Here is a 24,570-nt window from a genome sequence, read left to right as displayed (position 1 = left end):
ATTTACTAACCGATAACGGAAATATTTAATGACAGAAACCAGATTTTCTTTAATTGATGAACCTTGGATACCGATTGCCGATGTTGGGCGGGTCAGTTTAAAACAGCTTTTTACCAACCCCAGCTACCGTGCCTTAGGCGGCAATCCGGTACAAAAAATCGCCTTGACCAAATTGCTGCTCGCCATCGCCCAAGCCGCGTACACGCCAGCAGATGAAAACGCTTGGGCAACTTTAGGCGCGGCAGGCATGGCGGAAAAGTGCCTGGCTTATCTGGAGCAATGGCGCGATAGCTTCGACTTGTATGGCGATAAACCGTTTTTGCAAATGCCCGCCATTAAAGCCGCCAGTGTACAGCCTTATGGCGCGGTATTTGCCGAAATTTCCACAGGCAACACCACCGTATTAACCCAGTCACAAGTCGAAAAAACCTTAAGCGACGCTGAAAAAGCCGTGCTGATTGTCGTGCTGATGGGCTTTGGCTTAGGCGGCAAAAAAACCGACAACAGCGTCGTTTTGTCAGCGGGTTACTCAGGCAAAACCAACGACAAAGGCAAGCCCGCCACCGGAAGGCCAGGAAGCTCGCTAGGGTTCATGGGCTTTATGCACAATTTTTTGCTCGGCGGCAACCTATGGCAAACCTTATGGCTCAATGTGTTTAGCCAAGACCAAATTAACAGCTTGCCGTATGCCGACGGCTTAGGTATCGCCCCATGGGAAACCATGCCAGACGGCGAAAATTGCCCAACCGCAAAACATTTGCAAAACAGCCTCATGGGGCGGTTATTGCCGCTATCACGGTTTTGTTTATTGGCCGACACAGGCTTGCACTATTCCGAAGGCATCGCCCATTTGGGTTATAAAGACGGGTTACTTGATCCTAGCGTCTCAGCGGATTTTTCCGGCAAAGACCCGAAAGCGATCTGGGTCGACCCAGAAAAACGCCCTTGGCGTTTCTTAACGGCTTTGCTGGGTTTCCTCTCACAAAACGGCAGCCAAGGGTTCGATTGTTACCAGTTGCGCCTCGGTTTAGGCCGCGCCCGCGACCGCACCGACACCTTGGGCATTTGGTCGGGCGGCTTGCGGGTCAGCAGCAATGCCGGCGAACAATATACTGGGGGCAGCGATGACTTTGTCGAGTCGGCGCTGATGTTGCCGCAAGAGGACTTTGGCGAGATGTGGTTCAGCAATTTACAGCTCGAAATGGCGGAACTCGACCAACTCTCCAAAATCGTTTACAGCGCCACCCTCAATTATTTCAAAAGCCAAAAAGCCGAAGGCAAAAAGCAGGCGGCGATGGCAAGCCATTTATATTGGCAACTGTGCGAGCGGCAGTTTCAAACCCTAGTGAATGCTTGCGCCGACGGCAACCAAGCCAAAGCCATACGCAAAACCTTCGCACAATTTGCCCAAAAATCCTACGACAGTTTCTGCCCCAACCATAGCGCAAGGCAATTGACGGCGTGGGCAGGCAATTTACCGAAGCTTGGCAGCTACTTAAAAGATGCAAACCAACCAGAACAGGCTAAAGCATGAGCGAAATGACGCGATCCCATAAAAGCACACAACCCAATAAAAGCACGCAATTTGTTAACTTCATTATCGACTTGACGCAAACCGACAATGGCGTGGCGGCGGCATTTAAACGTGCCGACAATCCGGCCACCGAATACCAATGCTGGGAATATCTCGCACGGTTTATCGACATTGACAAAGATTACGAACGCCTCCCTTACGCCACCATTGCCTCGGCCATCGCAAAAGCAAAAGCCAGCCAAAACGGTGCCATGCGCATCGGAGAAGCGATAGCCCGTTGCTACGAAGACGGCAACAACAGCGACCAAGCCAAAGCCAAATTACGGCGCTTGCTGGCCTGTGATGATATTGACGAAGCCTGCCGTGTGCTACGCCCCTTGTTTAGCTTGATCGATTCCAAAGCAGGCATCCCCTTGGATTACGCGTCGCTATTGCAAGATTTACGCGGCTTTCATAGTGACGACCAGCGGCAACGCGTCAAATCCCGTTGGGCGCAAAACTTCTACCGCCATACCACAACCGGGGAGGCCGACGCATGATGATTGCCAGTGCCTTGCACTTAAGCCGCGCCGACCTGAAAGCCTTAAAAGTCACCGACGCCTACTCCATTCACCGCGTCGTTTATGGCCTGTTTGCCGACATCCGCAGCGAAGCGGACAAACAAAAAAGCCTGCCCAGCGGCATCTTATATGCCGACAAAGGCGGAGATTTTCATGGGCGGAAAATTTTAATCCTCTCCAACCGCCAGCCGAACCTCCCCGAACACGGCGAACTGACCATTAAAAAAATTGCCGACAGCTTTTTGGCTAACAGCCACTACCGTTTTGAAGTCGTCATCAACCCCACCAAGCGCGACAACACCACGAAAAAGCTGGTCGCCATAACCGCGTTATCCGGTGACGACACCGGCACCCGCGAAAAAATAGCCGACTGGTTTGTCAACAAAGCCCCGCAGTGGGGCTTTACCGTCAGCCCCGCACATTTGGAAGTCAGGGAAATTGACGTGAAACGCTTCCAAAAAAACGAGCAAACCATCACCCAAAGCCAAGCCAAACTAATCGGGCGCTTGGCTGTGACCGATCAGGCCAAATTTGTCCAAAGCTTTCAAAACGGCATAGGACGCGGACGGGCATTTGGGGCCGGACTGTTACAGATTGTGCCCATTTAATATTTTTGGTGCTAGCGAAAGCCAATCCCCGGCAAAGATTTTCCCCACACGCGTGGGGGTGTTTCTTTTCACTTTATTTTTAATTTAAGGCAGGCAAATGAGTACAAATCCGTTTAAAGGTCACGTTATCGAGTTTCATATTTTGCAATCGTTTCCGGTCAGTTGCTTAAACCGCGATGATGTCGGCAGCCCAAAATCAGCCATGGTGGGCGGCGTGCCGCGTGCCCGCGTCAGCTCACAATGCTGGAAACGTCAGGTACGCTTAGCCCTGCACGATTTGGGCGTTGTCCACGGCGCAAGAACCAAACTGATTTCAGAAATGGTGGCCTCCGCCTGCCGCGACAAAGGCGCGGAAAATGAACAGGCCAAAGCCTGCGGCGACAAAATAGAACAAATCTTCATCAAGAAAAAAGACGACAAAAAACCCAAAAAGGCCAAAGGCACCGAAGCCCTTGAAGAAGCCGACGCTGATCCCGCGCAAGAAAAAACCGACACCTTATTATTTTTAAGCCCGAAAGAAATCGCCCTCTTGGCTGACGCATTTGCCCAAGCCGGCTTTAACCCCGACCTCGTCATCACCCAAAAAGATGCCAAAAAACAAGCCAAGGAAATGGCGGCCTTGATCGGCAATGTCGCCGAAGCCGTCGACGCGCTCGACATCGTCTTGTTTGGGCGCATGGTGGCGCAAGCGGCGGAACTGAATGTTGAAGCCGCCGCCTCGTTTGCCCACGCCATATCCACCCACAAGGTCAGTTCCGAAGTGGAGTTTTTTACCGCATTGGATGATAAACAAACCGAACCCGGTTCCGCGCACATGGGCAGCCTGGAATTCAACTCCGCGACCTATTACCGCTACATCAGCCTAAACCTAGGCCAGCTTTACCAATCGCTTGCCGGGCAAAACCTCGCCGACGCGGTCGAAGCCTTCACCAAAGCCTTGTTTGTTGCCGTACCCAGCGCCCGCCAAACCACCATGTCCGGCGCATCCGCCTGGGAATTCGCCAAAGTGTTGGTGCGTAAAGGCCAGCGTCTGCAAGTGCCGTTTGAAGCCCCCATCAAAGCCAAAGAGGGCGGCTATTTGCAACCGAGCATCCAAGCATTGAGCGACTATCTGGCGAAAAAAGAAAAACTGTACGGCTCATTATTTGGCAAACAAGGTGACTACACCTTTGGCGAAGACGACACTTTCAGCATTGACGACCTGGTGGCGGCCTTAAAAACCCACGTCGGGGCTTAACATGGCAAGCCGGTATTTATTGCTCTGGTTGCAAGCCCCGCTGCAAGCGTGGGGGCATGATTCCAAATTCGGGCGGCGCGACACCCTTAACTTCCCGACCAAATCGGGGGTGTTGGGCTTGCTGTGCTGTGCGCTGGGCGCAGGCGGCGAACAAACCGAACTGTTGGCGGAATTTGCACCGCTAAAACAGACGGTCTTGGCGTTTGCGCGGAGCCGAAGCGATGCCGACGGCGCAACCGTCAAACATGACCCTGAACCCTTACTGCGTGATTTTCAGATGGTCGGCAGCGGCTATGACGACGGCGACCCGTGGCAAACCTTGCTCATCCCCAAAACCGCCGAAGGTAAAAAAGCCGTCGGCGGGGGTACAAAAATGACTTACCGTTATTATCTGCAAGACGCGTATTTTGCCGTGCTGCTAGAAGTGCCTACTGATAAGGCGCAAGCCCTTGCCCAAGCCTTACAACAGCCCGTTTGGGACTTATACTTGGGGCGTAAAGCCTGTGTGCCGAGTGATATGGTGTATCGCGGCGCCTTCGGCACCGAAGCGGAAGCGGACGCTCAAGCCGTCGCTATCGCAACGGAAAAACACTTGCTGCTGGATTTTCGTGTCCAGGAAGGCGAACACGAGGGTGAAGTGTTAACGCTAACGGATGTGCCGTTACAATTTGGCGAACAAAAACGCTATCGTGACCGCCGGGTAACCGTAATAAGCGCCGGTTCAAGCGCGGACTAAGGTGCCCATGCTCTTTAACAACCTAATGTTTTGTAATATCGGCAAACCTGTTTGGGGATTTTATGGCTGAAGACAACAACGACATCACCCGTTTAATCATCAAAGTCACCCGCGACACCCTGCCACAAATAAAAGACAAATACCCTTTTATTTACTTGGAGCGCGGACGCTTAGAGATTGACGACAGCTCGGTGAAATGGCTCGATTGTGACGGTAATGTGGTGCGGTTGCCCATCGCCACCCTCAACTGCCTGTTGCTAGGCCCTGGCACAACCGTGACCCATGAAGCAATTAAAGTCACGGCGGCGGCGAATTGCTCGGTGTGTTGGGTAGGCGAAGACTCGCTGTTGTTTTACGCCGCCGGTGTCACACCCACCAGCAACACCCGAAACCTGAAAAAACAAATGCTGATAGCCTGTGATGACAAAAAATCAGTGGACGTGGCACGGCGCATGTTCGCCAAGCGTTTCCCCAAAGCCGAACTGACGGGGAAGACCCTGAAAGAAATGATGGGCATGGAAGGTTACCGTGTCCGCGAGTTATACGAACAAAAAGCCCAACAGTATAAAGTCGGCTGGAAAGGCCGGAGCTACCTGCCGGGCAAATTTGAAATGGGCGATATAACCAACCAGATATTAACGTCCACCAATGCCGCTTTGTATGGTATTTTAACCTCGGCTGTCCATGCCCTAGGTTATTCGCCGCATATTGGCTTTATCCATTCCGGCAGCCCCTTGCCGTTCATTTATGATTTGGCGGATTTGTATAAAGAACAGTTGTGCATTGATTTGGCTTTTGCCTTGACCCTGGAAATGGGCGGGCGTTATAACAAACATAAAGTGGCAAACGCCTTTAGAAAACGGGTCATTGACATGGATTTATTAACCATAGTGGCAAAAGACATTGAAGACAGTTTGGGGGTAAAACAACATGCTAATCGTAATAGCGAATGACCTGCCGCCTGCGGTGAGGGGCAGGATGAAGCTGTGGTTTGTCGAGCCACGCCCGAACGTCTTTGTGTCGGGACTAAAAGACTCCGTAGCCAAAAAAGTAATCGACTACCTTTACCGGCATTGCCCGCCCAACAGCGGCGTAATGATTTTTCGCCGGATCAATCAACCGCCGGGTTACGAGATTCAAGGTATCGGCGACACGCGGCGAAGTATGATTGACATTTCAGGTTTGCAACTGGTGTTGGAAAAAGATGACTTTTACTCCGCCAACCAGACTGAAGCCCCTTTGCCAGAAACAAACAATGCCGTACAAACGCCGTCAGAAGCATCCGTCACCACCCATAAAAAGCCGCCATTTTGAGCCGTAACATGAAAACCGCAACTGGATTTTATACTATATATTGTTGTTAAAAGAAATTTCACCACAAAATGTTGGTGTCTTCCCCACGCCCGTGGGGGTGTTTCTACCGCGCTCTATGGCAGTTAGGGCAAACTCAAGTCTTCCCCACGCCCGTGGGGGTGTTTCCGGGTAAGTCGTAAAAAATCCGCCCAGGTTGGGGTCTTCCCCACGCCCGTGGGGGTGTTTCTGGCGCGACGATCCACACAAGCAATTGTTGAACAGTCTTCCCCACGCCCGTGGGGGTGTTTCCCGAAAGAGCTACTGGGCAAGGGGTGGCGGCATGTCTTCCCCACGCCCGTGGGGGTGTTTCCACCCGTCGAGCTGCTGTAAGTCGCCGCCCCTGGTCTTCCCCACGCCCGTGGGGGTGTTTCTGCGGGAACCGTAACCCGCGCTTTATCGGCTAGGTCTTCCCCACGCCCGTGGGGGTGTTTCTCAATAACAACCCATTGATTTGTATTGCTATTTGTCTTCCCCACGCCCGTGGGGGTGTTTCTTCTTGCAAATCTGTGGCCGGATACCCGGTATTGTCTTCCCCACGCCCGTGGGGGTGTTTCCGGTACGTTAATCAGCTATCCTTCGGCTCCGGCGTCTTCCCCACGCCCGTGGGGGTGTTTCCCAAGCCCCTTTTTATGATTCGTATAACCTTACGTCTTCCCCACGCCCGTGGGGGTGTTTCTTGTTGGCGTTGCGCTGGATGTCGTTGAGCCAAGTCTTCCCCACGCCCGTGGGGGTGTTTCCAAGAAGGCGCAAAAGAATACCACGCTGGCGGAGTCTTCCCCACGCCCGTGGGGGTGTTTCGTTAAAAACGCCTGTTGTGTTGTTATATGTCGGTCTTCCCCACGCCCGTGGGGGTGTTTCTGGTATTACGATGGGTATTCCGTCCAGCGGGCTGTCTTCCCCACGCCCGTGGGGGTGTTTCCACGTCGGCGCGTAATTGCTTGTGGGCAATATTGTCTTCCCCACGCCCGTGGGGGTGTTTCTATCAGAGCTATTTCTATATTCAACATTATTTTGTCTTCCCCACGCCCGTGGGGGTGTTTCCACCACTGCACAAGCCACATCGACCGTATTGGGGTCTTCCCCACGCCCGTGGGGGTGTTTCTATAGCGATTTATGGCGGTCTTACAGCGGGATTGTCTTCCCCACGCCCGTGGGGGTGTTTCCAAGGGCTATTATTACGAGTGCTTCAATCGTTTGGTCTTCCCCACGCCCGTGGGGGTGTTTCCGTAACCGCTGACTTGTCAGGCGCGGCATTATCGTCTTCCCCACGCCCGTGGGGGTGTTTCTGCCGTTGCACAGGCGATTGCTCACGGGGAAATGTCTTCCCCACGCCCGTGGGGGTGTTTCTCGTTGACTGATTTGTGTCATTAGCCATTTGCCGTCTTCCCCACGCCCGTGGGGGTGTTTCTCACATCGGCCTCGACCTAAACCTAAGCAACGAGGTCTTCCCCACGCCCGTGGGGGTGTTTCCATGTACCACTCTCGTGTTATAGCGCCATTGCTGTCTTCCCCACGCCCGTGGGGGTGTTTCCAGCTTAAGAGATTCGATTCACGGCATCCGCGTGTCTTCCCCACGCCCGTGGGGGTGTTTCCGTTGTTGGTGCTGAGGGAGTGCGACGTTTTGGGTCTTCCCCACGCCCGTGGGGGTGTTTCTGACGGCGGCAATTATTCGACCGTATTTATTGGGTCTTCCCCACGCCCGTGGGGTTTGCTGGGCGCACCGCGTGGGCGAATGGCAACATGCCCAAGTCAAGGCCATCAAAATAAAAAAACACCAACGCCCTGCCAAAAATATTTTCAGGCTCGGCTTGGACATTATCAACGAAGCCCTATTTCAGATGGCGTATGGCTTTAGGAATACGGTCAGCGCCTTATTTGCCTTCCTCTGCGTGGACAATAAGGTGACTTAAGTTTTAACTAATTTTTGTCATATACAGAGTTTTTTAGCTAGCCCATAATACGGCACAATCAGTTTTAAACCTTTATTATTATGTTAGGATACCAAAAAATCGGCATGGGTTAAATTCAATCCGGCGCCCAAGGTGGCAATCTGTACCGCTGCACTAGAGCCATTACCATCGGCATCATAAAACAATGCGCCTGTTGTGCTGTTGTAGATGACATAATCATTGCCGTCAACAGCGGACGTGGATTTTACAAAATTTGCTTTATCCAATAGGTGGTCTGTGGTGATTTTTAATTTCGTAAAAATGGCGTTTTCCAAGCGAATCGTGTCATCAACGGGTTTAAAGTCGGTGATTTTATCGACATTTGACTTAAGCGGTGTATCAAACAGGAAGGTATCTTTGCCTAAACCACCAGTTAAGGTGTCTTTACCTAAACCACCATTAATGACATTGTCATAGGCATTACCTACTATCGTGTTCTTTAGCGCATTACCAGTACCATTGATTGCAGATGTTCCAATCAGATATAAATTTTCCACATTGGTTGGCAATAAGAAGCTAGCAGCGGACTTGACACTATCGTTGCCAGCAATCGAATCACTACCGACTTCTTTGATAATATCTTTGCTACTATCGACCATATAGGTGTCGTCCCCATCACCGCCGATCATGGTATCCATGCCTTTTTTACCGTCAATCAAGTTTGCTAGGCGGTTACCTTCCAAAATGTTGTTGCTTGAGTTTCCTATGGCCTTGACGGCCCATACTGAATCAACCAGCACTAAATTTTCAACATTTTCACTTAATGTAAAGCTGGTTTCACTGTAAACAGTGTCAATTTCGGTTGTTATAGTTGAAGTTTCAATAACGATATCACGCGCATTATCGACATAGTATGTATCATTGCCTACACCACCTTGCATCGTATCTGCACCCACCCCGCCATTCAGGCTATCATTTCCATCCAAACTGGATAGCTGATCATTACCGCCAAGCCCTTTCATGACATCATCGTTTGCTGTACCGATCAAGTCATCGTCACCCTCTGTGGGGATGGTGTGGTTGGCATCGTCATTGATTATAGTACCTACCGCTTCGGCATTACCTAAGGTCGCATTTAACGGATTTGATAATTCGACAATGAAAGCTTCGTCAGATTCAAATGTACTGTCATTAGCGACATTGATAACCACCACTTTTGAGGTCTCTCCAGGTTTAAAAACAACACTGCCTGAGTTTGTAATAAAGTCATCATTAGTCGCTTGACCGCCTGACACACTGTAATCGACTACAGAATTACTGCTCAAATCTCCACTCCTTTCGATTTTGAAAAGAAAAGCACCGCTACTTTCCGGTTTATCCGCATCAACGGAGGAGATGTTTAACACAGGCAAGGGGACATTGTCCTTAAATTGAATCACTTGCAAGCCGTTAAAAGATTCCGTGATATAAACAAAATTTTCATGAATAGCTATGCCTGTAATTGGCACATCGCTTCTAATCGGTATGCCTTGGGAAGCATCAAACCCAGTCAACCAACTTGGATTATTAGGGTTGGTCAAATCTAAGATTTGCAGGAAGCCAGAACCATCAGGTTTAAAATCCCCAGCAAAAGCATAAGTGCTTTCCCCTTCAGCAACGACACTTAAAACATTCAGCGAATCGTAATTGGCAACGAGTTGTGGCGAAGAAGGGTTGCTAATATCTAAGACTTTCAGAATATTAGGTGTTCCCCTGCTGTTGGACAAATTATATAGCTCATAAGCAAAGTTACCATTGATCGTTGTGCCAACACAGCTAAAGCCTTCGACATCATAGCTTCCAATCTGATGCGGATTATAGGGATTGCTAACATCATATATGAGTAGCCCTGCATTTCCACTGGTGACATAAGCCTGATTACCGCTAATAGCAAGATCAGTGGCCTCAAAAGCCGAAGGAAAGCTGTTTAATTTTGTTGGTCTATAAGGGTTGCTTACATCAATAATCAATATACCATTATCAGCAAAATCGCTATCAATACCTTCCATTACCAAGTAAGCTAACGAGCCACTTAATGTCACTGATTTACAAAAAACAAAACCGCTGTCTTTTGTTGCATAACCACCGATTTCTACAGGTGCATTAGGGTTGCTAACATCCAATATTCGTAGGCCATAACTTGAATCGGCGTTGTATGCTAAATTGCCAGACAAATCAACATCAATGCCGTAGTACAATTTGAAGCTTCCCACTTTTGTTGGTGATTCGGGGTTTGAAACATCTAAGACTTGAAGCCCGTTTTCGCTAGCCGATATATAGGCCAAACCATTTTTGAAAATGATCTCTTGAAGGTTGCCACCATCTGGATTGGTGTAACTGCCAACCAAGTGGGGTAAGAACTTTTCAGCTGATAAAGTAAATATCCCAGAAAATAAAGCTGATTTTTTGAATTGATAAGAGTTAGACATGGTGATTTTCCCAATAGATTAATTGCTTGCTTGGCTTAAAGATTCGTTTTGCTGTTTTTCTGACTCCATTAAATTGGCGTATTTAAGTACGGCTGTAGCAGTCGATGACGGCCACCAGACAGACAAAGCCGTGCGCCAGCCGGATATAACACGGGGTACTAGGTACTCCAAACCTGATTTAGGCGGACAATGCCCAAGCCCCTAGGCAAATACGGGTAAACCGCGTGCGCCGGGGGTGGCTTTTTCTGGTGTTGTGGCCACACCATCCCCGACAAGCCCAGAATGCGCATCAGACGCTGCCACCCGCTTGCGGTTGACGCAATGGCCTTCGGCGCGTAGCCAAACCACATTTTTCCGGCTGCCGAAAAAGGGCGGCCGGTATATTCCTCGTCCAACAGGCGCAGCAACATCAGTTCGAAACCGTCCGCCCTTTCCGCCCAACCGTAAGGATTCTCCCGTAAATGGATAGTAGAGCCATATTAGATCTAAACAACGGGCCAATTCAATCCGTCCGAAAGGGATGCCGGGCTATAACAGCTGTACGAAATGCTTTATGCCTACTTTCGTGCACATCCATTGGAAAGCCTGCCCGAAACCGTCCGGTTTCGGACTACATAGTGCGGTTAAAACGGCGTGATTGTAGGCAGGATGCGGGTTGCAGGCCACTACTATCAATCTATGCACGAATCCTTACGGTCGGCCAAGCTGATCTGGTATTAACGAACTGTAACGAGTTGTTTTCCTAAGTTGACCCATTTGTTATTGATCATCATTTTAGGAATAATATAATAATTTCCTTTTTCTGAAGAATTGAAATAGGTATATACAGCGCTACTTTCAAAAGTAGCTCCAGCCTTGATCCAGGGGAATAAAGATAAAGCATATCCGCCAGTAAAAGTGTTCCCGTATCCGCCAGTTAAAGCACTTCCTTTGGTCGTAAAATCACGCACCCAAGTTAAATTGTTATCAGCTTTATGTACAGCAACCCTAAACTGTTGGACGTAAAATGCACTATTAACATTCCTATTAACCACCTTAAATTGAGCATCGAAATTTTGGCTAAGATAAAAGTTACTGTAGACCGTACTGGCAGACGGAGTAATTGATGTACTTTTAATCCAAAAATCTTTAAGCTGTAAAGGTGTGATGTATCCGGTATTAAACTTTGTCGTTGGGTATGTGTAGGATGTGCCTTGTCTTGCAGAGCTATTAATACCACAATTCATTTCTGTGACAGCCACATTACTAGCACTATAGCCTGTTACATAAGCAACGTGTCCATAACCAGAAGAGCTGGATGCAACTGTTCCAGAAACAGGAAAATCAAGTACAATATAGCCATCAGATTTCGCATTACTAGCCCAGTTCGGCGCGCTGCCCCACCCTCTCAAATTGATTCCCCATTTCTCGTTAACCATTTTCCATGCCCACCAAGTACAATTTCCATCATTAGTGCTTATTTTATTACTAAAATCGTTATCGCAACACGGATAGGGATTGTTTGGACTTGAATAGCTTCCGCAATTAGCTCCATATCCTCCAATTATTCGAGGTAATGATTCGCTAGTATTTTTATTGCCAGGCATAAAAATCAATCCTTTTTCAATGGGAATGGTATCGACGGCAATACGATCAGAAATTGTTGTTTCATCTTGAAGAACAACCGTAAATTGACCGCCTACATATTTACGCAATATCTTTTTATCTATATTGATGCCTTGTTCACCAAGCGGGAAAAAAAGAGAAAAACCATTACTACCTTCGGGTGTCGTAATCACAATTCCTTCATCAATAAGTCCACGAAGTTCATTTGTTACATCTTTTTTATCTAAAATGAATTTTTGAACTTCTTCATAAGCGACCCCAAAAAATAAAATGGTTACCCCATTTTTGTCGTATGACGACGAAACTTTTACTTTTTCAGATGCATGTATTGTTATACAGAAAATAGTCATTAAGCCTGCTAGTACACAAATTAAAACATGTCGTTTTAAAATCATAATTATTTCCTTTCAGTAGACCCCATTGTCCAGACAATATTTAGCCTAGTTTAAGGTAGTGTCATTGCAGCGGATTGGCGCTGCCCCGTTTTTTCGTTTTTTAAGTGTCATGAAGCCACTTCATCGTGTTTAGTCTAGCCGGTGCGGATGATGCGTTTCTGTTGGGCTTCGCATATCCAATTGGGAAATTCTTTTAACAGCCTGTCATAGAGCTCCTGTTCGCTGATGACATCAAGGTCATCCAATGCAAAAAAACCGCAATTGTCTATAACCCTGCCTTCCATTGTGTCGAACTTTTCCAATACGCCATAATTGCGGCCGCCGATTCCGACAAATTGCCAAAAAATGGGCAAAGGCGCGGCGGCCACAAGCAGTTTTTTGATGGCGGCGTTCTGGTTGACCCCGCCGTCACTGACAAAGATGACCAGTACGGGAAGGCGGGTGTCCCGATAGTGTGCGATAACTTTTTCAATGGCCGGAGGTTCATTATTTTTGCCCATCATGCCCCATTTTTGCCAACCCTGATGGACAGTCCCGACATAATCGGCATGGTTTTTCAGGGTCGCCGAAGGCAAAGCCAAGACATGGTCGGAAAACGCCCATACATCCAACTCGCCGTCATCATCAAAATGCACGGCCAGAGGCAACAAACGGTTGATGACCGACTGCACTTTTCCGTCACGGTACTGATGGCGCATGGAACCGGATGCGTCCAAAACCAGCCCGACCCTGGCGACCGTTTCGGCCAACTTATGTTTTTCCAAAGATATCGCGGCTTTTTTCGCAAGGCAAACCAGAGCCGGAGAGGATGCCGCCATTTTATTTTCCAATGACAGTTTGCCTTTTGCCAGGGGTTCCCCTTCGGCTACGGCGGCGCCAAAATATTCGACTAAGGCGGCCATCCCCCCGTTAAAACCCTGACCGATGGCGGAAAACCGCCAGACACCATCCTTACGGTAGATTTCCCCCAACATCAATGCCTTTTCATCTTGGAAATCCCCTCCCGTAAAGGCGAAACGGGCAATTTCCAGACCGGACACAAGAAAACGCAAATATCCCTGCTGTATTTGCCGCATTGAACCCTTGCCGTCAATCGCTGCGGTAAAGACCAAACTCTCTATGCCGTCCGGCAAATTAGGCAACCGGCATGTAAACCTTGCCTGGTCGCCATCCCCTCCGGCAGCCGATAATCCAACCCCGCCACAAGGCGTTTCCGGTTGGTTGTAGAACGTCATGTAGGCGTCCTCAAACAACTTTCTTCCTTTGCCCAACCCAAAACAGGCAAAGTCGACCCCAACCTTACCCGACATTTTTAGGCCGATTTGAAAACCGCCGGTTTGTCGGTCGCTTCCTAACAAGGAAGCCAATCCGGTACGCTGCCCCCTAATAATAACGGTCATATTTTTTAGCCCGTTTAGTAGGTACGCCCCAGCATTTGTCCAAAACCCGGGCGGGAAGCTTCTTCCGGCCATTCCACCCTGACGTTTCCCATAAAATCAACTTTTGTCACATCCGATGGGTATAGGCCAAGATTGGCCGGGCTTTCCGTGCTTGGCATAGTCGTGGACGGGGATTGTTTCACCCGTCAGTTTTTCAATGTCACTGACGCTGACGAGATACTTGTCCAAATTTTTTCTGGTGGCCTCTTGTGAATTGGGAACAACCCATGCGATCGCCCGTTCGTCCTGCCCGGTCCCGCGGACGATCACTTTCCAATAGGCGTCGGGGGTTTTGATGCCGTGCGATTTGACAAAATAATCGTCCTTCTGGTTGTCGCCCCAGACCACCCCGCCAATCACCAACAGCTCGTCGATATCCCGGTAACATTCGATGATTTCTTCGGTGAGCAACCAAGCCCCGCGGTTCATGTTCGCCGCTTGGGGCAAGATGTTTGTCATGGTGTTTGTGGCTTTTATCGCCGCCTCCGACGCATCCAAATGGTTTGCCGGCACCTGATGCCCACGATCATAGCCGTTTCCGTAGGGTTTTGCGCTGGTCTGCTGGCATTCCGCCGGCACGTTAGGGTCAAGATAGAATTTGTCGTACCGTTTGGCATTGCCGGTATCGTGCTGCGGGTTGTAACGGAATTTTACGGCGCCGCGTTTTGAGCAATCCAGCCAAACGGTGAAACCGTCATAATCCAGCTTAAGGATATTGCCGGCGTTATCGGCGGCTGACGGGGACGGAAAGTCGGACGGCGGCGGACCGGCTGTATTTTTTTCCGTGACCGGCGTTGCCTGTTGCCCCCTCCCGGCAGCATTTCCGCCCAACATGGCCTGACAATCTTGCTTGGAGGCGCTGTAGCTGCCGTCGTTGCAAACAAACTTTTGGCCGTCACAGCGGGCTATCCCGCCTTTTTTTCCTGAACACGGGGTATTGGCCGCTGGGGTTGCAGGCGGGAAGATTAAGGCGGCCAGTAAAATCGGGAATGACAATAAGGGGGGCTTATACATTGGGGCGGTCTCTAAAAAACGGGCAAGCGGCATTCATATCAACCCTTTCCGGGCAGGATTATCTGATGGGGGCCGGCATAAGAATGGCTTAACGGCATTCCGTCTCCCGCCCGACCTAAAAGTGCATTTACGGCGGTTTGCGGGGAGTTTTTCCGGGCAAAAAGTTTCACATTCGCACGCGGGCCGTCTTTCGGGCCGACGGAACGCGTGCATTTCCTGATGACGGAAAATTCCCCTGACAATTCGTTTTCCACTTCGCCATGGGCGGGCAGGGAACGCCAATTTTCGCCTTGCCCGCCATAAGATTCATAGATCAGAAACCCTCCGGGGGCGATTACCCTTGCCGCCCTGGCAAGAAGCCCTTTATCGACGTAATGGACGATCAGGACCAACCGGAAAGCACGGTCGGTGAACGGCAGTTCGGCACGGGCGTCCAAGCATACACAAAAGGCCGGTGCCGGGCCGCGCCGGGTTACGCCCAAACAGTCCATAGACAAATCGCCGGAGACGGCAGAAAACCCCATCGAACCCAGCTTGCGGGTATGCCTCCCATACCCGCAAGCCAAATCCAAGGCCAGCCCGGATGCGGTCAGCGACTTATGCGCCAGGCACGCCATGACAAATGGTGAAGGGCTCCCGTCTGCCGGCCGTTTGTGCTTTTTGGCCGTCATGGGACAAAACCGGCCGGAAAGGGTTTGATGTGCCCGCTGGCCGTCCCTAAATTAGAGGAAAAGAATCCGCCGCACTGCCGTTTTGCGGAGCAACACCCGCAGGCCTCCAGGTAATCGTTTTTCCAGTCGCTAATCGAACGCACCGCATAACGGCGGACAGGTTCGGGTATGACGCATAACGGGGTGTTATAAATGGAGACCCGCAACTTCGCATCGGCCAATGTTTGGACGGCCACCCTAAGTTCGTCCCGGAAATCATAAGGGTCTATCCATAAGCTTTTCAGGTTGGATTTGGCAAACCCCATAACCTCCAGCCCCATTAAGGCGACATGGTCCACAAACAACAAATTGCGGGTTATGAACTCGGCCAGTTTCGGTAACCTGCGGTAATTTTGTTGGTGGATGACAATGCGTATTTCTACAGGCACCCGGCAACGTTTCAAGTTCAAAATGCCGCGTATGGTGTCGTCAAAGGCGTCGTCGGCCTGCACGATAAAATCGTGCAGTTGGGAATAATCGGCATATAACGGTATCCCCACCATCAAATCGGGATGCCCGACATTGGCGAGCCGGACCGCCAGACTGACGTCCTTAAAATTGCGGCCATTGGAGAGGATATGCAGCCCCGTGTTGGGCAAGTGGTTTTTTGAGGCCTGTACCAGCCGGATAAAATCTTCGCCCCATAACGTCGGCTCACCGCCCGTAATGCCGATTTCACGCGTATCAGGATGCAGTAAGGGTAAGGCCGCCAACATGTCGCCGACCAGATAACGGTCGTCGGTATCCCTTGGGGGCTGCGAACACATGATGCAAAACGAATTGCAACGTTCGGTCACCAAAAACGAATGGGCATTCGCTTCCTTACGGTACAGGACGTCTATCTTTAGTGTGTCCGGGCTGAATTTTATGACATCGTGCCCCTTAAGGTAACGGAGTTCGGGGGCCAGCCGGACGGCATTGTCAACCGCAGGCGTCCCGTTATCGTGCGCGACCAGAACCAAGCCGAAACCCTCCGTTATGGGCGCTTCATGATCCGACACCAACAACGCCTGCCGGGGCCGGAGCGCCTTGGGCAAACCCGGATTGTCCGTCAGTTTGGCGATAAAGGGATGCCGGTGCAGGAGCCCGCCCAAAACGCCGTTGTTTTTTGAATGCAAACGGATCATGGGCGCACCCAACCGAGCAAGGTTTCCCGGGCTTCCGGGTCGTCTTCCAGCAACAAAACGACATGGCGGAATATTTTCATATTCTTACCGCAAAACCCGCTTAAGGCCTTGTTGCCGACCATATCCCCTTGGGTGGCGTGGTGGTATACGGGGTCGGTACCGCAGTAGGGCAAAAAACCGCAGTCCGTACACATCGGGATGCTTTCCGACAAGGTGGACTCCAACATGTCAAGCAGGGTGTCGGACAACATGATGTCCTCATAGCCGTCGTCATGGACATTACCCAAACGGAACGCCTTGTCGCCCATTTCGGCCAGCATCCTCGCTTCGTCGGAGGCGTAGACGTCGCCGTCATAATTATAGACGATTGCGGAAATGCCGGCCCCGCTAGGGGACTGCAAATCGACATACCCCGTGCTGAAAGGCGACAGCAGCTTGTTCACAACCAATTCGGTGTAAAGCTCGACAAACCGGTGGCCTTGCCGGTTTATTTCTAAAATATAATCCAAGCCTTCCTTATAGAATTCGAACCATCTGTCCACGTCATACTTATAGGCCTGCCGTGTTTTCACCGCAAAACCGTACGGGCTGAGGGGACGCAAAAAGATACTGTCCAAACCGTTTTCAAGATAGGCATCAATGATGGCCCTGGCGGCGGGAAGGCTTTTCTCAGTCGTCGTCATCAATGCGCCTATTTTGTCACGGCCTAACGCCGTCTGGGCTTTTTTAATCCCTTCAACCGTCAGCTTGTGGCCGTCCATTCCCGGACGGGGGCGGTTCGCGTTATGCAACTGCTCGGGGCCGTCAAGCGACGTCGACAGGAATATGCCGTGGCTTGAGCAAAACGACAACATTTCGTCCGTCAGGAGGCTTAAGTTTGTCGTAATGACAAACTGCAAATTTTTTTTGTGCCTGATATTTTCGGCGGTTGCGTTGGCGACAATATATCGGATCAGGCTGAAATTAAGTAAGGGTTCCCCCCCTTGGAATTCAATCTTTATGGTAGGCGAAGGGCTTTTGAACACCAACCCCAATGCCTTGTCTGCCGTCGCCTCCGACATGTCAAAGGCATGTTTGTCGTCCGTCTGCCGGGAAACCTGGCAATACCGGCAAGTGTAGTCGCAACGTAAGGAAACCACAAAAATATGCAGCGCCGTAAACTGTGAGATACGCCGGGCTTTGGTACGGTATTTAAGGGCCAATAGGTCTAAGGCGACATTAGAGTCGCCGTCAACCAAAAAACATTTGGACTTCAGGTCATGATAAAAATCAGAACCTTTAGGCACCTTTTTTTGTATGTAATCGGCGAGCTGTCCGCGTCCGACGACCAAAAACTCGCCGACATCATTGCTGAGCAGATAGCGTTTACCGTCCAGCCGCACGAACCTGGAAGGGAGCAGTTGGTAATAGCCGTTTATGGCTTGGTCAAAGGCTTCGGGCGGCCTAAATTTTTTCCCTAAAACCGGCATTATCGGATAAGCCCCGTGTCGGAAAAGGCGTTGGCCAAAATCAACGTGCGGACGTTTGCGGTTTCTTTGGATAAGGTGTCGCGCAAATCCTGATCCAGGACTTCATTTCTTATTTTGTCTGCCAAACCATCCGGGTCTATTGCCGAAAAAGTGACGGTAATGGCCCCGCCTTCACTTGTGATGTCAAACTGGCTTTGGTCGGAACACCGATACAGCGCCCGCTTGACCGTTTCAAGAGAAAAAACATTGGCGTCAAACGTTACCGCGGTTTCCGTCCCCATCACGCTTAATAACGTGAAGAGGCGTGTGACGAATGCGAAGCATGTGAGCTGTGCGATCTGTGCGCCGCCACAAACGGTTCGCCGCCGCCTTGCCGGAATAAGACAAAAGGCATCTGCGCCGATGCGTTTTGCCGAATGGGGCTGGCTTCCGGGAGTTTGTCGGTGACCGATTGGGGTAATGCGGCCGTCGCGTCGGAGGCAAGCAAGGCGGCCAACACGGTGACCGGGGTTAAAAAAGATTTTTTGATTTTCATGGTTTTTTCCAAGCCGGACGGTAAATTTAATTATAAAGTATTTTTAAATTAACCATAAGCTTATTTTTTACCTAAAAGTGCTTTTTATATGCCGTTTTATTAAAAAATAAAAGCCAGATATTACCTTAAATAATAGTAAACCTTTCACTAAAAGTGAATAAAATAAATTATCTTTATATTATATATCAATATATTAACCTGTTTTATCCCGACAAAAACGCCGCCTAATCCGTTACCGTTTTAACGCCAAAAACCAGTCTGCCGTTATAGGCGGTGGCCTGGCGGATTTTGCTTGTTTCCGGGTTAGGGAAGCCGGAACCGTTTCCATAAAGGGCGCTAATAAACAAAAGGCTCTAAAGTTCCACGGCGTTTTGCTTGGCCACGCGGGGTTCACCCTCAAGCAACTGTCGGTTATTTTTGATGTTTGCAGGCAAACGGCATCAAACTGGCTGTGGCAATGGGAAACTGGCGGGCGAAGCCAAGCAATATGCCCTCGGGCAGATCACGGGATCCCCTCGTCCGCTCAAAACGGTGCTGGCGCAACTTGCCGAAAAATGGGGCGCCTGGTCAGTGTCGGCCCCCTCAAATGACAGGGTACCGTTTTCGGAGAAGGCGGCACGGGTCAATCCAGTTAGGTTTGGCGACATGGGGTATTATGGGAGCCATTCTTTTTTGTTCACAAGAAATTCTGCCAGTTCCCCGGAATCGTTTATCAACGTTTCCAATTTGGCGATGTCAGCGTCTGGATACAAAACGCCGGCTATCTGAATCCGTGGTGCAATACCAAACTTTGACTTGCCTTTGCGCAGCATGGACAGTGAGGTTCTTTTTAGCCCAATTTTCCCGGCCACGGCCTCATCTGTGGTGGCGGCAATATATTGCTTAAACCACGCCAACAGTTCTGCGTCACTGATGATGTGATCGGCTACTGACGGTTTTTCAGGTTTAGCGGCACCAGCCAACCGGTTCTTGATCTCGTCAAGCAGACTTTTGGCTGACAGGTCGGGTAAGGGGATGAATTGCCGGAATTGGCCGGAAATTTCAAGCAGGTGTAGGCGGACGGCGTTACCCAATGCCACATCCCCCGCACGAACCTTATAAACGGCATGTCTTGTGAGGTCCAAATACGTCGCCAGTTTAACGTCAGTGGAAAACTCAAAGTGACCTTTCAGGAAATCAAGCAGGGACACGTCATTCTGATGAATGATTGCCTTGTCCGGTTTTGACGGGTGTTTGGGCGATACCATTTCCATAATAGAATTTCCATCCGACACGGAAGGCTATATGGCCATTTCAGCCGCTTGAGTGAATAATAATTGAAAAATTAATTTGAATCGTCGCTCCACTAACGCCAACTTCGAAGAGCCATATTTTTCAAGCAATAAATCTCGAAAGGTTTGTGTCCATTCCACCAACTGCAAGGTACCATCATCGTTTTGGTAGTAAAAGGGCGGCATAAAATCTTCCGACAATTCCCCATAATGGGCTTCCCATGCGGTTTGAAGAATATCCATGTCCTCTATATAATCGTCGGCGTTGGAATACGGTAAATCGTCCGGGTTGGGATACGGCAATACGGGTGAGAAAGATAAAATGCGTTTTTTTCTCTTCGCGCGTCTGGCGAGTTTCGCCTGTCTGGCGAGATTAGTGTTACGTTTGGTTGGCATATAGGGTCTCCGGCAGATGGAAAAATAAAAATACGTCGGGTTGCCCGTTATTCGCCACTGACAGCTTTGGCGGCAAAAAGCCGCAAACGGACAGTTGCCGGCTCTTGGCGCATGGACTTACCCCTAACGTACGGCGGACAAGTTTGGCGATACGGTCGGCATTATGCTCTCCGAACACCATGACGTGGCGGCCGCCGCCACCGCCTTCTTCAGTCAAGCCATGACGGCCACGGCCATGCCCACAAAAATGGCCATGGACAACAGCGGCGCCAACCTGGCAGGGCTTGAAAACAGCAATGTCCTGCTGGCACCCGCCGGGCGGCCGTCACTTAAGCTTATATAAACGGATTTTTTACCGTTGGCAAATCATCAACAACAACTTTTTCAGGAAGTTGTTCGGATGAAAGCTTCATGACAAGGGAGTCAACTAACGCCTTGAGGGCGGACGCCCTTTCAAGCCCCGCTTGGTCATAGGTAATTTCGACGCTGCCGTATAACTGCACCCTGTCCAAACGGTTTTCGACCGTCAATTGGTCTATTTGAAACGTTTCGGTTTCGTTCAGAAAAGGTTCCCTGATCATTTTTTCCTCCCCGGACAATGTGTCCGGCGAGCCGGCATGACGATTTCCGGCATGGCCGATTTTAAGGCCGGGGCAAGGCCGGGGAACACCTCAACCCCAGCCCTTTTCGCGAGAACGTCTAGGCTGACGGCGGCAAAAACGTCCCCTTCAGCATTGGGTGTAATGTACGCCCCGGCCTGTTGGGAAGTCGCGTCATAAAACGCCTTAAAAAAAGCGGTGGGCACCATGACCCTGTTCTTTATCTGTTTCAGCGCGGCGCCTTCAAACAAAGGCCCGCTGACAACGTAAACGTCATGGCCGCTTAAGGCAAGGTTCCGCACACCATTTTCCAATTCCTCCCAAATGCCGGCATTATTGGCGTGGAGTTGGGGGGCCATATTGGCCAACGAGAAACTTTCCGCCTGGGATTGCTGATCCGGCATATCGGCGGAAGGGGCCATATGGCCGCGGTCATATCCTGAATGCGAATAGTCGGAAAGCTCCGACCGGAAACCTTCCGCCGATAGGGTCGGTATGGAACTTGTCGTGGCGGTTCATAACGCAAGCGTCCGCCACCCGACCGGCCGTCAAATGCTCCGCCGACCAAAGCGGCGTCCTTGTTATGCCCGAAAAACGTAGGGCATAGCCCGAATAGCCTATTTCTTCGGACATTTCGCCGATTTTACGCCCACTATCTTGGGCGGCACACCCAAAAATAGTTTACGGCGCACAAATTTTGGCTTGTAGCGGCGATGGCGTTTGAAAAAGACAAGACAAAAAAGAGCAAGGCGGGTATTTTTCTGGCCATTATAAGTTTTCCGTCATACATGTTTCAAGTCCCCTACAGACCTTCTGGAGTTAAGGGACGGTTCAGCCGTTGCCATAAAGCCAGAAGGATAATCCCGGAAGCGTCATCAGGATGCGGGGTACCGGTTGCGGCAAGCAAAAGGCTATCAGGCTCATGCAGCCCAAAAGCGTTGCGGACGGCCATACCCAGACCTAAATGAAAATCCGTCAAGCCGTCTTCGCTGACCGACGCTACCTCATTTTGGACTTGCGGGTCAAGCACGTCCAAAAGCAGCCGGGCGGCCTCATCAACAGCTTCCGGGCGCTTTAAGGGGCATGAAAAATATTGCGAAAAATCTGCGGGCAACATTACCCCCCTAGGCTGACGACAGGTTTGGGATAGCCGCCAAAAAACAGCGGCCGGTGAAGATAGGTTTGGCCTGAACCCTACCGTCAACATCACACACTCCGATACGGTATGGCGGGCATACTAGCCCCAATTTTTGCTCTTGGCAAGTGAGGCGGACACGAACCGCAGGTTTGGCCGGCCTCTGTCTATTTGCTCAGAAAGCCGTCACCGCCTGCCCGGCTGACGGGGCAAACGTTTGCCCGTCAGCGCCCCTGAACCCGAACGGCACCGACACCAATTCCATCCCCCGGTTGTACTGGACGGAAAAATGCAGGTGCGGCCCGGACGAAAACCCGGTGTTGCCGGAATAGGCGATCAGTTGCCCGGCCTTGACCGCCGTGCCCGGGGTCACCAAGGCCTTTTCCAATTCCAAATGGGCATAAACGGCCATCGAACCGTCATCGTGCAGTATCAGGATACAGTTGGACGCCGGGCGGTATTTCTCCTCAAGCCCGTTTTTGTAAAAATCGTTCTCCACGGAAATGACCACGCCTTCGCGGGCGGCATGGACGGGCGTGCCGACGGGCATGGCGATGTCCACCGCATAGCGGTTGTGGGTTTCGCTATGGGTGAACCCGCCGTTAAAGCCTTGGGTGACGGTGAAGGAGCGGCCGGGCGCGAACGGGGGCAAATAGGGGTAAGAAGACCGGTAGTCCGGCAAGGGTTTGCCGGGGACAAATTGATAGTTGACGGAGAACCGCCAAGGCAAGCGTGAATTAAGGATACTTATCTTGACCAACTTTTCCGACAGCCCGGACGCCAACACAAAGCGTGCGGGCAGGGCAGGATTGGCGCGGACATTGTCTTGGGCGGAAAAGGTGAACAACACTTCCGCAGGCCCCGCGTATTCGTTGATGATTGAATAATCGGGCTGTTGCGGGTCGCCGGACTGGAACAGCCGCACCAATTGCCTGGGCTTGACATCCAACTGCCTGACGGCGACCTCTTCGCCTGCCGTAACCGCCGCAGGCGGCCGGTCGGCATACGCCCATTGCCCGTTGCCGTCCTGATAGCGGTAGAGTTTTTTGCCGTCCGCCCGGAATGCGGCCAGGCATAACATGAGCATGACGGCCACCGCCCGCCCATAGCCTACATTTTGCATGGTGACACCTTTTTAAGAGCTGATGTTACGCAGACATTTTCTGCGATTTGAAAAAACAATAATGAGTCGCTGTCGCGACGGTTTTTTAATCGGGTTCTCGCACCCGAAGGCGAGAAACTCTGCAAAACCCATCCGTGGGTTTTGCCCTTCGGGTTGACACCAAATCCGCTCCCGGCGGATTTGTCTTTTGCTCCGCCTCGGCAATTTCTCTGTCCCCCAACCACCCTGAAGTGGCATTGCCCTAACTCCTTGCCCCCCCCTGAGGGTGTGCATCGCCGAAAAGAAAGTATCCAAAGACAAATCCGCCGGGAGCGGATTGGGATGCGCCGCACACGAAGTGCGGGTGCCAGGACGGCACCCGTCAGAAGGCGGCACGGTTGCCGCTTGATCCTGTGCGTCTCGGTTTTGTCGGTGGTCGGTAAAGGGACTTACTGCCCTTTATGCCCTTTGGGTACTTTATGCCCTTTGGGTACTTTACCGACGCGCGGCATCCCTGCCGCGCCCCTTTATGCCCTATGGGTATTCGGACTAATCCCGACAACCCCTGTGATGCTCGGCGCGGCAAACGGGGATAAAGCACGTTACCGCATAACGTCAGTTAAGAGATTTTACGCGATGACCGGGACACCTCCCGGCTTTGCCGGGACACCGGCGGGTTTCCTAAACCCCCCGTGACAAAAAGGCACCAAAGCCTATAGGAAGCAAACCCTAAACCGCCAGCATATACCCGCCAGCGGCGGGCGGGCCTGCCCCAAATAAGTAAGACCCGATGCGCGGCGGACTGCCGCTGCCCGTTTTAGTGATGGATGACAACCGTAGCTTTCGTCTAACCCAAGCCATTAAAAAACCCAAACCCAAAATAGTCCCCAACAAATAAAAATCCCAAGCCCAACCAGAATCACCCGCAAAAGCGGCACCTTGTCGGGCAACTGAGCAGTCGGCCACGGAGCCGGCCGCGTTTTGCCGGCTCGAGCCAACAAGACCGCACGCAAAGCCGCACGGCCTTGGTCGTCCTTCTCCAACCTCGCCAACACGTTGGCCGTATCCAACAACAGGTGATAATCGATTGTCGTCTGAAGGCCAGCATTTTCCTTCTCCCCCATTTGGGGTAGCAGGAAATCCAGCCCCTCAACAAAGCCATACTCAGCAATACTGTTTTTGACCCACACCAAAAAATCCCGGTTCACGCCCAAAAACCGGTGCAACGCCTCGCGCATCCACCGCGAGGCGCAACGTGCCGCCAATCTCCGCCATAAACAACACCGGAGCCAAACCGTCCGCCCCGGACGGCATTAACGTTACCGCATCGCCACCCAGACCAATTGCTACACCATCCATATCAGTTTTCGTCATACCTTTCCCTTTAT

At 51.0% G+C, this 24,570-nt stretch carries 28 protein-coding genes and 1 CRISPR repeat array; of the genes, 9 read left to right on the top strand and 19 right to left on the bottom strand.

Translation table 11 applies throughout. The annotated features are described in order from the left end of the window. Positions 1-28 precede the first annotated feature (28 nt). The 8 genes from casA to AADEFJLK_RS24130 all read left to right on the top strand — a co-directional run bounded on the left by casA (position 29) and on the right by AADEFJLK_RS24130 (position 7,938). On the top strand, positions 29-1,534 hold the full coding sequence (casA, locus tag AADEFJLK_RS18075; RefSeq protein ID WP_103975253.1) for a type I-E CRISPR-associated protein Cse1/CasA: 1,506 nt from the start codon (positions 29-31) through the stop codon (positions 1,532-1,534). Beyond that, the gene (gene casB / locus AADEFJLK_RS18070) at positions 1,531-2,073 is read left to right on the top strand and encodes a type I-E CRISPR-associated protein Cse2/CasB (protein WP_211299257.1); all 543 of its coding nucleotides are present in this window, start codon (positions 1,531-1,533) and stop codon (positions 2,071-2,073) included. The genes casA and casB overlap by 4 nt, the downstream gene beginning before the upstream one ends. Beyond that, the gene (cas6e, locus tag AADEFJLK_RS18065; RefSeq protein WP_211299256.1) at positions 2,070-2,702 is read left to right on the top strand and encodes a type I-E CRISPR-associated protein Cas6/Cse3/CasE; all 633 of its coding nucleotides are present in this window, start codon (positions 2,070-2,072) and stop codon (positions 2,700-2,702) included. The genes casB and cas6e overlap by 4 nt, the downstream gene beginning before the upstream one ends. A 97-nt stretch (positions 2,703-2,799) precedes the next feature. Beyond that, the gene (gene cas7e, locus AADEFJLK_RS18060) at positions 2,800-3,939 is read left to right on the top strand and encodes a type I-E CRISPR-associated protein Cas7/Cse4/CasC (RefSeq protein WP_103975252.1); all 1,140 of its coding nucleotides are present in this window, start codon (positions 2,800-2,802) and stop codon (positions 3,937-3,939) included. Position 3,940: 1 nt separating this feature from the next. After that, complete coding sequence (gene cas5e / locus AADEFJLK_RS18055; protein WP_103975251.1) at positions 3,941-4,675, top strand: type I-E CRISPR-associated protein Cas5/CasD; 735 nt, start codon at positions 3,941-3,943, stop codon at positions 4,673-4,675. A gap of 62 nt (positions 4,676-4,737) precedes the next feature. Next, complete coding sequence (gene cas1e, locus AADEFJLK_RS18050; RefSeq protein WP_103975250.1) at positions 4,738-5,628, top strand: type I-E CRISPR-associated endonuclease Cas1e; 891 nt, start codon at positions 4,738-4,740, stop codon at positions 5,626-5,628. Next, positions 5,606-5,989 carry a type I-E CRISPR-associated endoribonuclease Cas2e gene (gene cas2e / locus AADEFJLK_RS18045; protein WP_103975249.1) on the top strand — a complete coding sequence of 128 codons (384 nt, stop codon included), beginning with the start codon at positions 5,606-5,608 and terminating at the stop codon, positions 5,987-5,989. The genes cas1e and cas2e overlap by 23 nt, the downstream gene beginning before the upstream one ends. A gap of 76 nt (positions 5,990-6,065) precedes the next feature. After that, a CRISPR array of direct repeats spans positions 6,066-7,742; the repeat unit is 28 nt; unit sequence GTCTTCCCCACGCCCGTGGGGGTGTTTC. 10 nt (positions 7,743-7,752) lie between these two features. After that, on the top strand, positions 7,753-7,938 hold the full coding sequence (locus AADEFJLK_RS24130; RefSeq protein WP_146054656.1) for a hypothetical protein: 186 nt from the start codon (positions 7,753-7,755) through the stop codon (positions 7,936-7,938). Positions 7,939-8,021: 83 nt separating this feature from the next. On the opposite strand, the gene AADEFJLK_RS18040 is transcribed toward AADEFJLK_RS24130, so the two are convergent. The 12 genes from AADEFJLK_RS18040 to AADEFJLK_RS17985 all read right to left on the bottom strand — a co-directional run bounded on the left by AADEFJLK_RS18040 (position 8,022) and on the right by AADEFJLK_RS17985 (position 20,346). Next, entirely contained in the window at positions 8,022-10,385 is a 2,364-nt protein-coding gene (locus tag AADEFJLK_RS18040) for a Calx-beta domain-containing protein (protein WP_103975248.1), read from the bottom strand. Between the two features lie 158 nt (positions 10,386-10,543). After that, complete coding sequence (locus tag AADEFJLK_RS18035; protein WP_103975247.1) at positions 10,544-10,795, bottom strand: hypothetical protein; 252 nt, start codon at positions 10,793-10,795, stop codon at positions 10,544-10,546. A gap of 306 nt (positions 10,796-11,101) precedes the next feature. Beyond that, complete coding sequence (locus AADEFJLK_RS18030) at positions 11,102-12,385, bottom strand: CHAP domain-containing protein (protein WP_146054655.1); 1,284 nt, start codon at positions 12,383-12,385, stop codon at positions 11,102-11,104. A 134-nt stretch (positions 12,386-12,519) separates the two neighbouring features. After that, on the bottom strand, positions 12,520-13,785 hold the full coding sequence (locus AADEFJLK_RS18025) for a vWA domain-containing protein (RefSeq protein WP_103975245.1): 1,266 nt from the start codon (positions 13,783-13,785) through the stop codon (positions 12,520-12,522). Positions 13,786-13,881: 96 nt separating this feature from the next. Further along, positions 13,882-14,838: a DNA/RNA non-specific endonuclease gene (locus AADEFJLK_RS18020; RefSeq protein ID WP_249028075.1), complete on the bottom strand. Its 957-nt coding sequence runs from the start codon at positions 14,836-14,838 to the stop codon at positions 13,882-13,884. 38 nt (positions 14,839-14,876) lie between these two features. Next, positions 14,877-15,455, bottom strand: coding sequence for a class I SAM-dependent methyltransferase (locus tag AADEFJLK_RS18015; protein WP_170065174.1), 579 nt, complete (start codon positions 15,453-15,455; stop codon positions 14,877-14,879). Positions 15,456-15,505: 50 nt separating this feature from the next. Then, positions 15,506-16,675 carry a His-Xaa-Ser system radical SAM maturase HxsC gene (gene hxsC / locus AADEFJLK_RS18010; RefSeq protein WP_103975243.1) on the bottom strand — a complete coding sequence of 390 codons (1,170 nt, stop codon included), beginning with the start codon at positions 16,673-16,675 and terminating at the stop codon, positions 15,506-15,508. Beyond that, positions 16,672-18,144: a His-Xaa-Ser system radical SAM maturase HxsB gene (gene hxsB, locus AADEFJLK_RS18005; protein WP_103975242.1), complete on the bottom strand. Its 1,473-nt coding sequence runs from the start codon at positions 18,142-18,144 to the stop codon at positions 16,672-16,674. The genes hxsC and hxsB overlap by 4 nt, the downstream gene beginning before the upstream one ends. After that, positions 18,144-18,425 (bottom strand): His-Xaa-Ser system protein HxsD, encoded by a 282-nt coding sequence (gene hxsD, locus AADEFJLK_RS18000; RefSeq protein WP_103975241.1) that lies wholly within the window; start codon positions 18,423-18,425, stop codon positions 18,144-18,146. Before hxsD ends, hxsB begins: the two co-directional genes overlap by 1 nt. 5 nt (positions 18,426-18,430) lie before the next feature. Then, positions 18,431-18,679 (bottom strand): hypothetical protein, encoded by a 249-nt coding sequence (locus AADEFJLK_RS17995; protein ID WP_103975240.1) that lies wholly within the window; start codon positions 18,677-18,679, stop codon positions 18,431-18,433. Between the two features lie 653 nt (positions 18,680-19,332). Then, positions 19,333-19,932, bottom strand: a complete 600-nt coding sequence (locus tag AADEFJLK_RS17990; RefSeq protein WP_103975239.1) for a hypothetical protein — start codon at positions 19,930-19,932, stop codon at positions 19,333-19,335. 27 nt (positions 19,933-19,959) lie between these two features. Continuing rightward, positions 19,960-20,346: a hypothetical protein gene (locus AADEFJLK_RS17985; RefSeq protein WP_103975238.1), complete on the bottom strand. Its 387-nt coding sequence runs from the start codon at positions 20,344-20,346 to the stop codon at positions 19,960-19,962. Between the two features lie 163 nt (positions 20,347-20,509). On the opposite strand from AADEFJLK_RS17985, the gene AADEFJLK_RS24125 reads away from it, so the two are divergent. Then, positions 20,510-20,689 carry a hypothetical protein gene (locus AADEFJLK_RS24125; RefSeq protein WP_146054654.1) on the top strand — a complete coding sequence of 60 codons (180 nt, stop codon included), beginning with the start codon at positions 20,510-20,512 and terminating at the stop codon, positions 20,687-20,689. On the opposite strand, the gene AADEFJLK_RS17975 is transcribed toward AADEFJLK_RS24125, so the two are convergent. From AADEFJLK_RS17975 to AADEFJLK_RS25225, 7 genes are all read right to left on the bottom strand, one after another. Next, positions 20,682-20,927 carry a hypothetical protein gene (locus tag AADEFJLK_RS17975; RefSeq protein WP_103975236.1) on the bottom strand — a complete coding sequence of 82 codons (246 nt, stop codon included), beginning with the start codon at positions 20,925-20,927 and terminating at the stop codon, positions 20,682-20,684. The genes AADEFJLK_RS24125 and AADEFJLK_RS17975 overlap by 8 nt on opposite strands. Next, positions 20,924-21,442, bottom strand: coding sequence for a DNA/RNA non-specific endonuclease (locus AADEFJLK_RS17970; RefSeq protein WP_103975235.1), 519 nt, complete (start codon positions 21,440-21,442; stop codon positions 20,924-20,926). Before AADEFJLK_RS17970 ends, AADEFJLK_RS17975 begins: the two co-directional genes overlap by 4 nt. Continuing rightward, a complete protein-coding gene (locus AADEFJLK_RS24120) occupies positions 21,378-21,578 on the bottom strand; it encodes a DNA/RNA non-specific endonuclease (RefSeq protein ID WP_146054653.1) in 201 nt (66 codons plus the stop codon). Before AADEFJLK_RS24120 ends, AADEFJLK_RS17970 begins: the two co-directional genes overlap by 65 nt. 169 nt (positions 21,579-21,747) lie before the next feature. After that, positions 21,748-22,062 carry a DUF6794 domain-containing protein gene (locus tag AADEFJLK_RS17965; protein WP_103975234.1) on the bottom strand — a complete coding sequence of 105 codons (315 nt, stop codon included), beginning with the start codon at positions 22,060-22,062 and terminating at the stop codon, positions 21,748-21,750. A 193-nt stretch (positions 22,063-22,255) separates the two neighbouring features. Continuing rightward, positions 22,256-23,203: a M23 family metallopeptidase gene (locus tag AADEFJLK_RS17960; RefSeq protein ID WP_103975233.1), complete on the bottom strand. Its 948-nt coding sequence runs from the start codon at positions 23,201-23,203 to the stop codon at positions 22,256-22,258. 839 nt (positions 23,204-24,042) lie between these two features. Continuing rightward, positions 24,043-24,390 carry an antA/AntB antirepressor family protein gene (locus AADEFJLK_RS17955; protein ID WP_170065173.1) on the bottom strand — a complete coding sequence of 116 codons (348 nt, stop codon included), beginning with the start codon at positions 24,388-24,390 and terminating at the stop codon, positions 24,043-24,045. Then, positions 24,347-24,556, bottom strand: coding sequence for a hypothetical protein (locus AADEFJLK_RS25225; RefSeq protein WP_211299255.1), 210 nt, complete (start codon positions 24,554-24,556; stop codon positions 24,347-24,349). The genes AADEFJLK_RS17955 and AADEFJLK_RS25225 overlap by 44 nt, the downstream gene beginning before the upstream one ends. Between the last annotated feature and the right edge of the window lie 14 nt (positions 24,557-24,570).

The sequence above is a fragment of the Methylovulum psychrotolerans genome (genome assembly GCF_002923755.1).
In the GTDB taxonomy this organism is placed as follows: domain Bacteria; phylum Pseudomonadota; class Gammaproteobacteria; order Methylococcales; family Methylomonadaceae; genus Methylovulum; species Methylovulum psychrotolerans.
Note: the sequence above shows the minus strand (reverse complement) of the source record. Positions and strands in the feature narration are given on the sequence as shown.

What these genes read in the sequence shown, in the direction of transcription:
- cas5e (WP_103975251.1), top strand. Translation starts at nt 3,941, where the DNA reads ATGGCAAGCCGGTATTTATTGCTCTGGTTGCAAGCCCCGCTGCAAGCG.
- AADEFJLK_RS25225 (WP_211299255.1), bottom strand. Translation starts at nt 24,556, where the DNA reads ATGACGAAAACTGATATGGATGGTGTAGCAATTGGTCTGGGTGGCGAT.
- cas1e (WP_103975250.1), top strand. Translation starts at nt 4,738, where the DNA reads ATGGCTGAAGACAACAACGACATCACCCGTTTAATCATCAAAGTCACC.
- casA (WP_103975253.1), top strand. Translation starts at nt 29, where the DNA reads ATGACAGAAACCAGATTTTCTTTAATTGATGAACCTTGGATACCGATT.
- hxsC (WP_103975243.1), bottom strand. Translation starts at nt 16,675, where the DNA reads ATGATCCGTTTGCATTCAAAAAACAACGGCGTTTTGGGCGGGCTCCTG.
- AADEFJLK_RS18025 (WP_103975245.1), bottom strand. Translation starts at nt 13,785, where the DNA reads ATGACCGTTATTATTAGGGGGCAGCGTACCGGATTGGCTTCCTTGTTA.
- AADEFJLK_RS17975 (WP_103975236.1), bottom strand. Translation starts at nt 20,927, where the DNA reads ATGATCAGGGAACCTTTTCTGAACGAAACCGAAACGTTTCAAATAGAC.
- cas6e (WP_211299256.1), top strand. Translation starts at nt 2,070, where the DNA reads ATGATGATTGCCAGTGCCTTGCACTTAAGCCGCGCCGACCTGAAAGCC.
- AADEFJLK_RS18015 (WP_170065174.1), bottom strand. Translation starts at nt 15,455, where the DNA reads ATGGCGTGCCTGGCGCATAAGTCGCTGACCGCATCCGGGCTGGCCTTG.
- AADEFJLK_RS18035 (WP_103975247.1), bottom strand. Translation starts at nt 10,795, where the DNA reads ATGTTGCTGCGCCTGTTGGACGAGGAATATACCGGCCGCCCTTTTTCG.
- AADEFJLK_RS17985 (WP_103975238.1), bottom strand. Translation starts at nt 20,346, where the DNA reads ATGCCAACCAAACGTAACACTAATCTCGCCAGACAGGCGAAACTCGCC.
- AADEFJLK_RS18040 (WP_103975248.1), bottom strand. Translation starts at nt 10,385, where the DNA reads ATGTCTAACTCTTATCAATTCAAAAAATCAGCTTTATTTTCTGGGATA.
- casB (WP_211299257.1), top strand. Translation starts at nt 1,531, where the DNA reads ATGAGCGAAATGACGCGATCCCATAAAAGCACACAACCCAATAAAAGC.
- AADEFJLK_RS18030 (WP_146054655.1), bottom strand. Translation starts at nt 12,385, where the DNA reads ATGATTTTAAAACGACATGTTTTAATTTGTGTACTAGCAGGCTTAATG.
- cas7e (WP_103975252.1), top strand. Translation starts at nt 2,800, where the DNA reads ATGAGTACAAATCCGTTTAAAGGTCACGTTATCGAGTTTCATATTTTG.
- AADEFJLK_RS17965 (WP_103975234.1), bottom strand. Translation starts at nt 22,062, where the DNA reads ATGTTGCCCGCAGATTTTTCGCAATATTTTTCATGCCCCTTAAAGCGC.
- hxsB (WP_103975242.1), bottom strand. Translation starts at nt 18,144, where the DNA reads ATGCCGGTTTTAGGGAAAAAATTTAGGCCGCCCGAAGCCTTTGACCAA.
- AADEFJLK_RS17960 (WP_103975233.1), bottom strand. Translation starts at nt 23,203, where the DNA reads ATGCAAAATGTAGGCTATGGGCGGGCGGTGGCCGTCATGCTCATGTTA.
- cas2e (WP_103975249.1), top strand. Translation starts at nt 5,606, where the DNA reads ATGCTAATCGTAATAGCGAATGACCTGCCGCCTGCGGTGAGGGGCAGG.
- AADEFJLK_RS24125 (WP_146054654.1), top strand. Translation starts at nt 20,510, where the DNA reads ATGCTCTCCGAACACCATGACGTGGCGGCCGCCGCCACCGCCTTCTTC.
- hxsD (WP_103975241.1), bottom strand. Translation starts at nt 18,425, where the DNA reads ATGGGGACGGAAACCGCGGTAACGTTTGACGCCAATGTTTTTTCTCTT.
- AADEFJLK_RS18020 (WP_249028075.1), bottom strand. Translation starts at nt 14,838, where the DNA reads ATGTATAAGCCCCCCTTATTGTCATTCCCGATTTTACTGGCCGCCTTA.
- AADEFJLK_RS17995 (WP_103975240.1), bottom strand. Translation starts at nt 18,679, where the DNA reads ATGAAAATCAAAAAATCTTTTTTAACCCCGGTCACCGTGTTGGCCGCC.
- AADEFJLK_RS24120 (WP_146054653.1), bottom strand. Translation starts at nt 21,578, where the DNA reads ATGTCCGAAGAAATAGGCTATTCGGGCTATGCCCTACGTTTTTCGGGC.
- AADEFJLK_RS17990 (WP_103975239.1), bottom strand. Translation starts at nt 19,932, where the DNA reads ATGGAAATGGTATCGCCCAAACACCCGTCAAAACCGGACAAGGCAATC.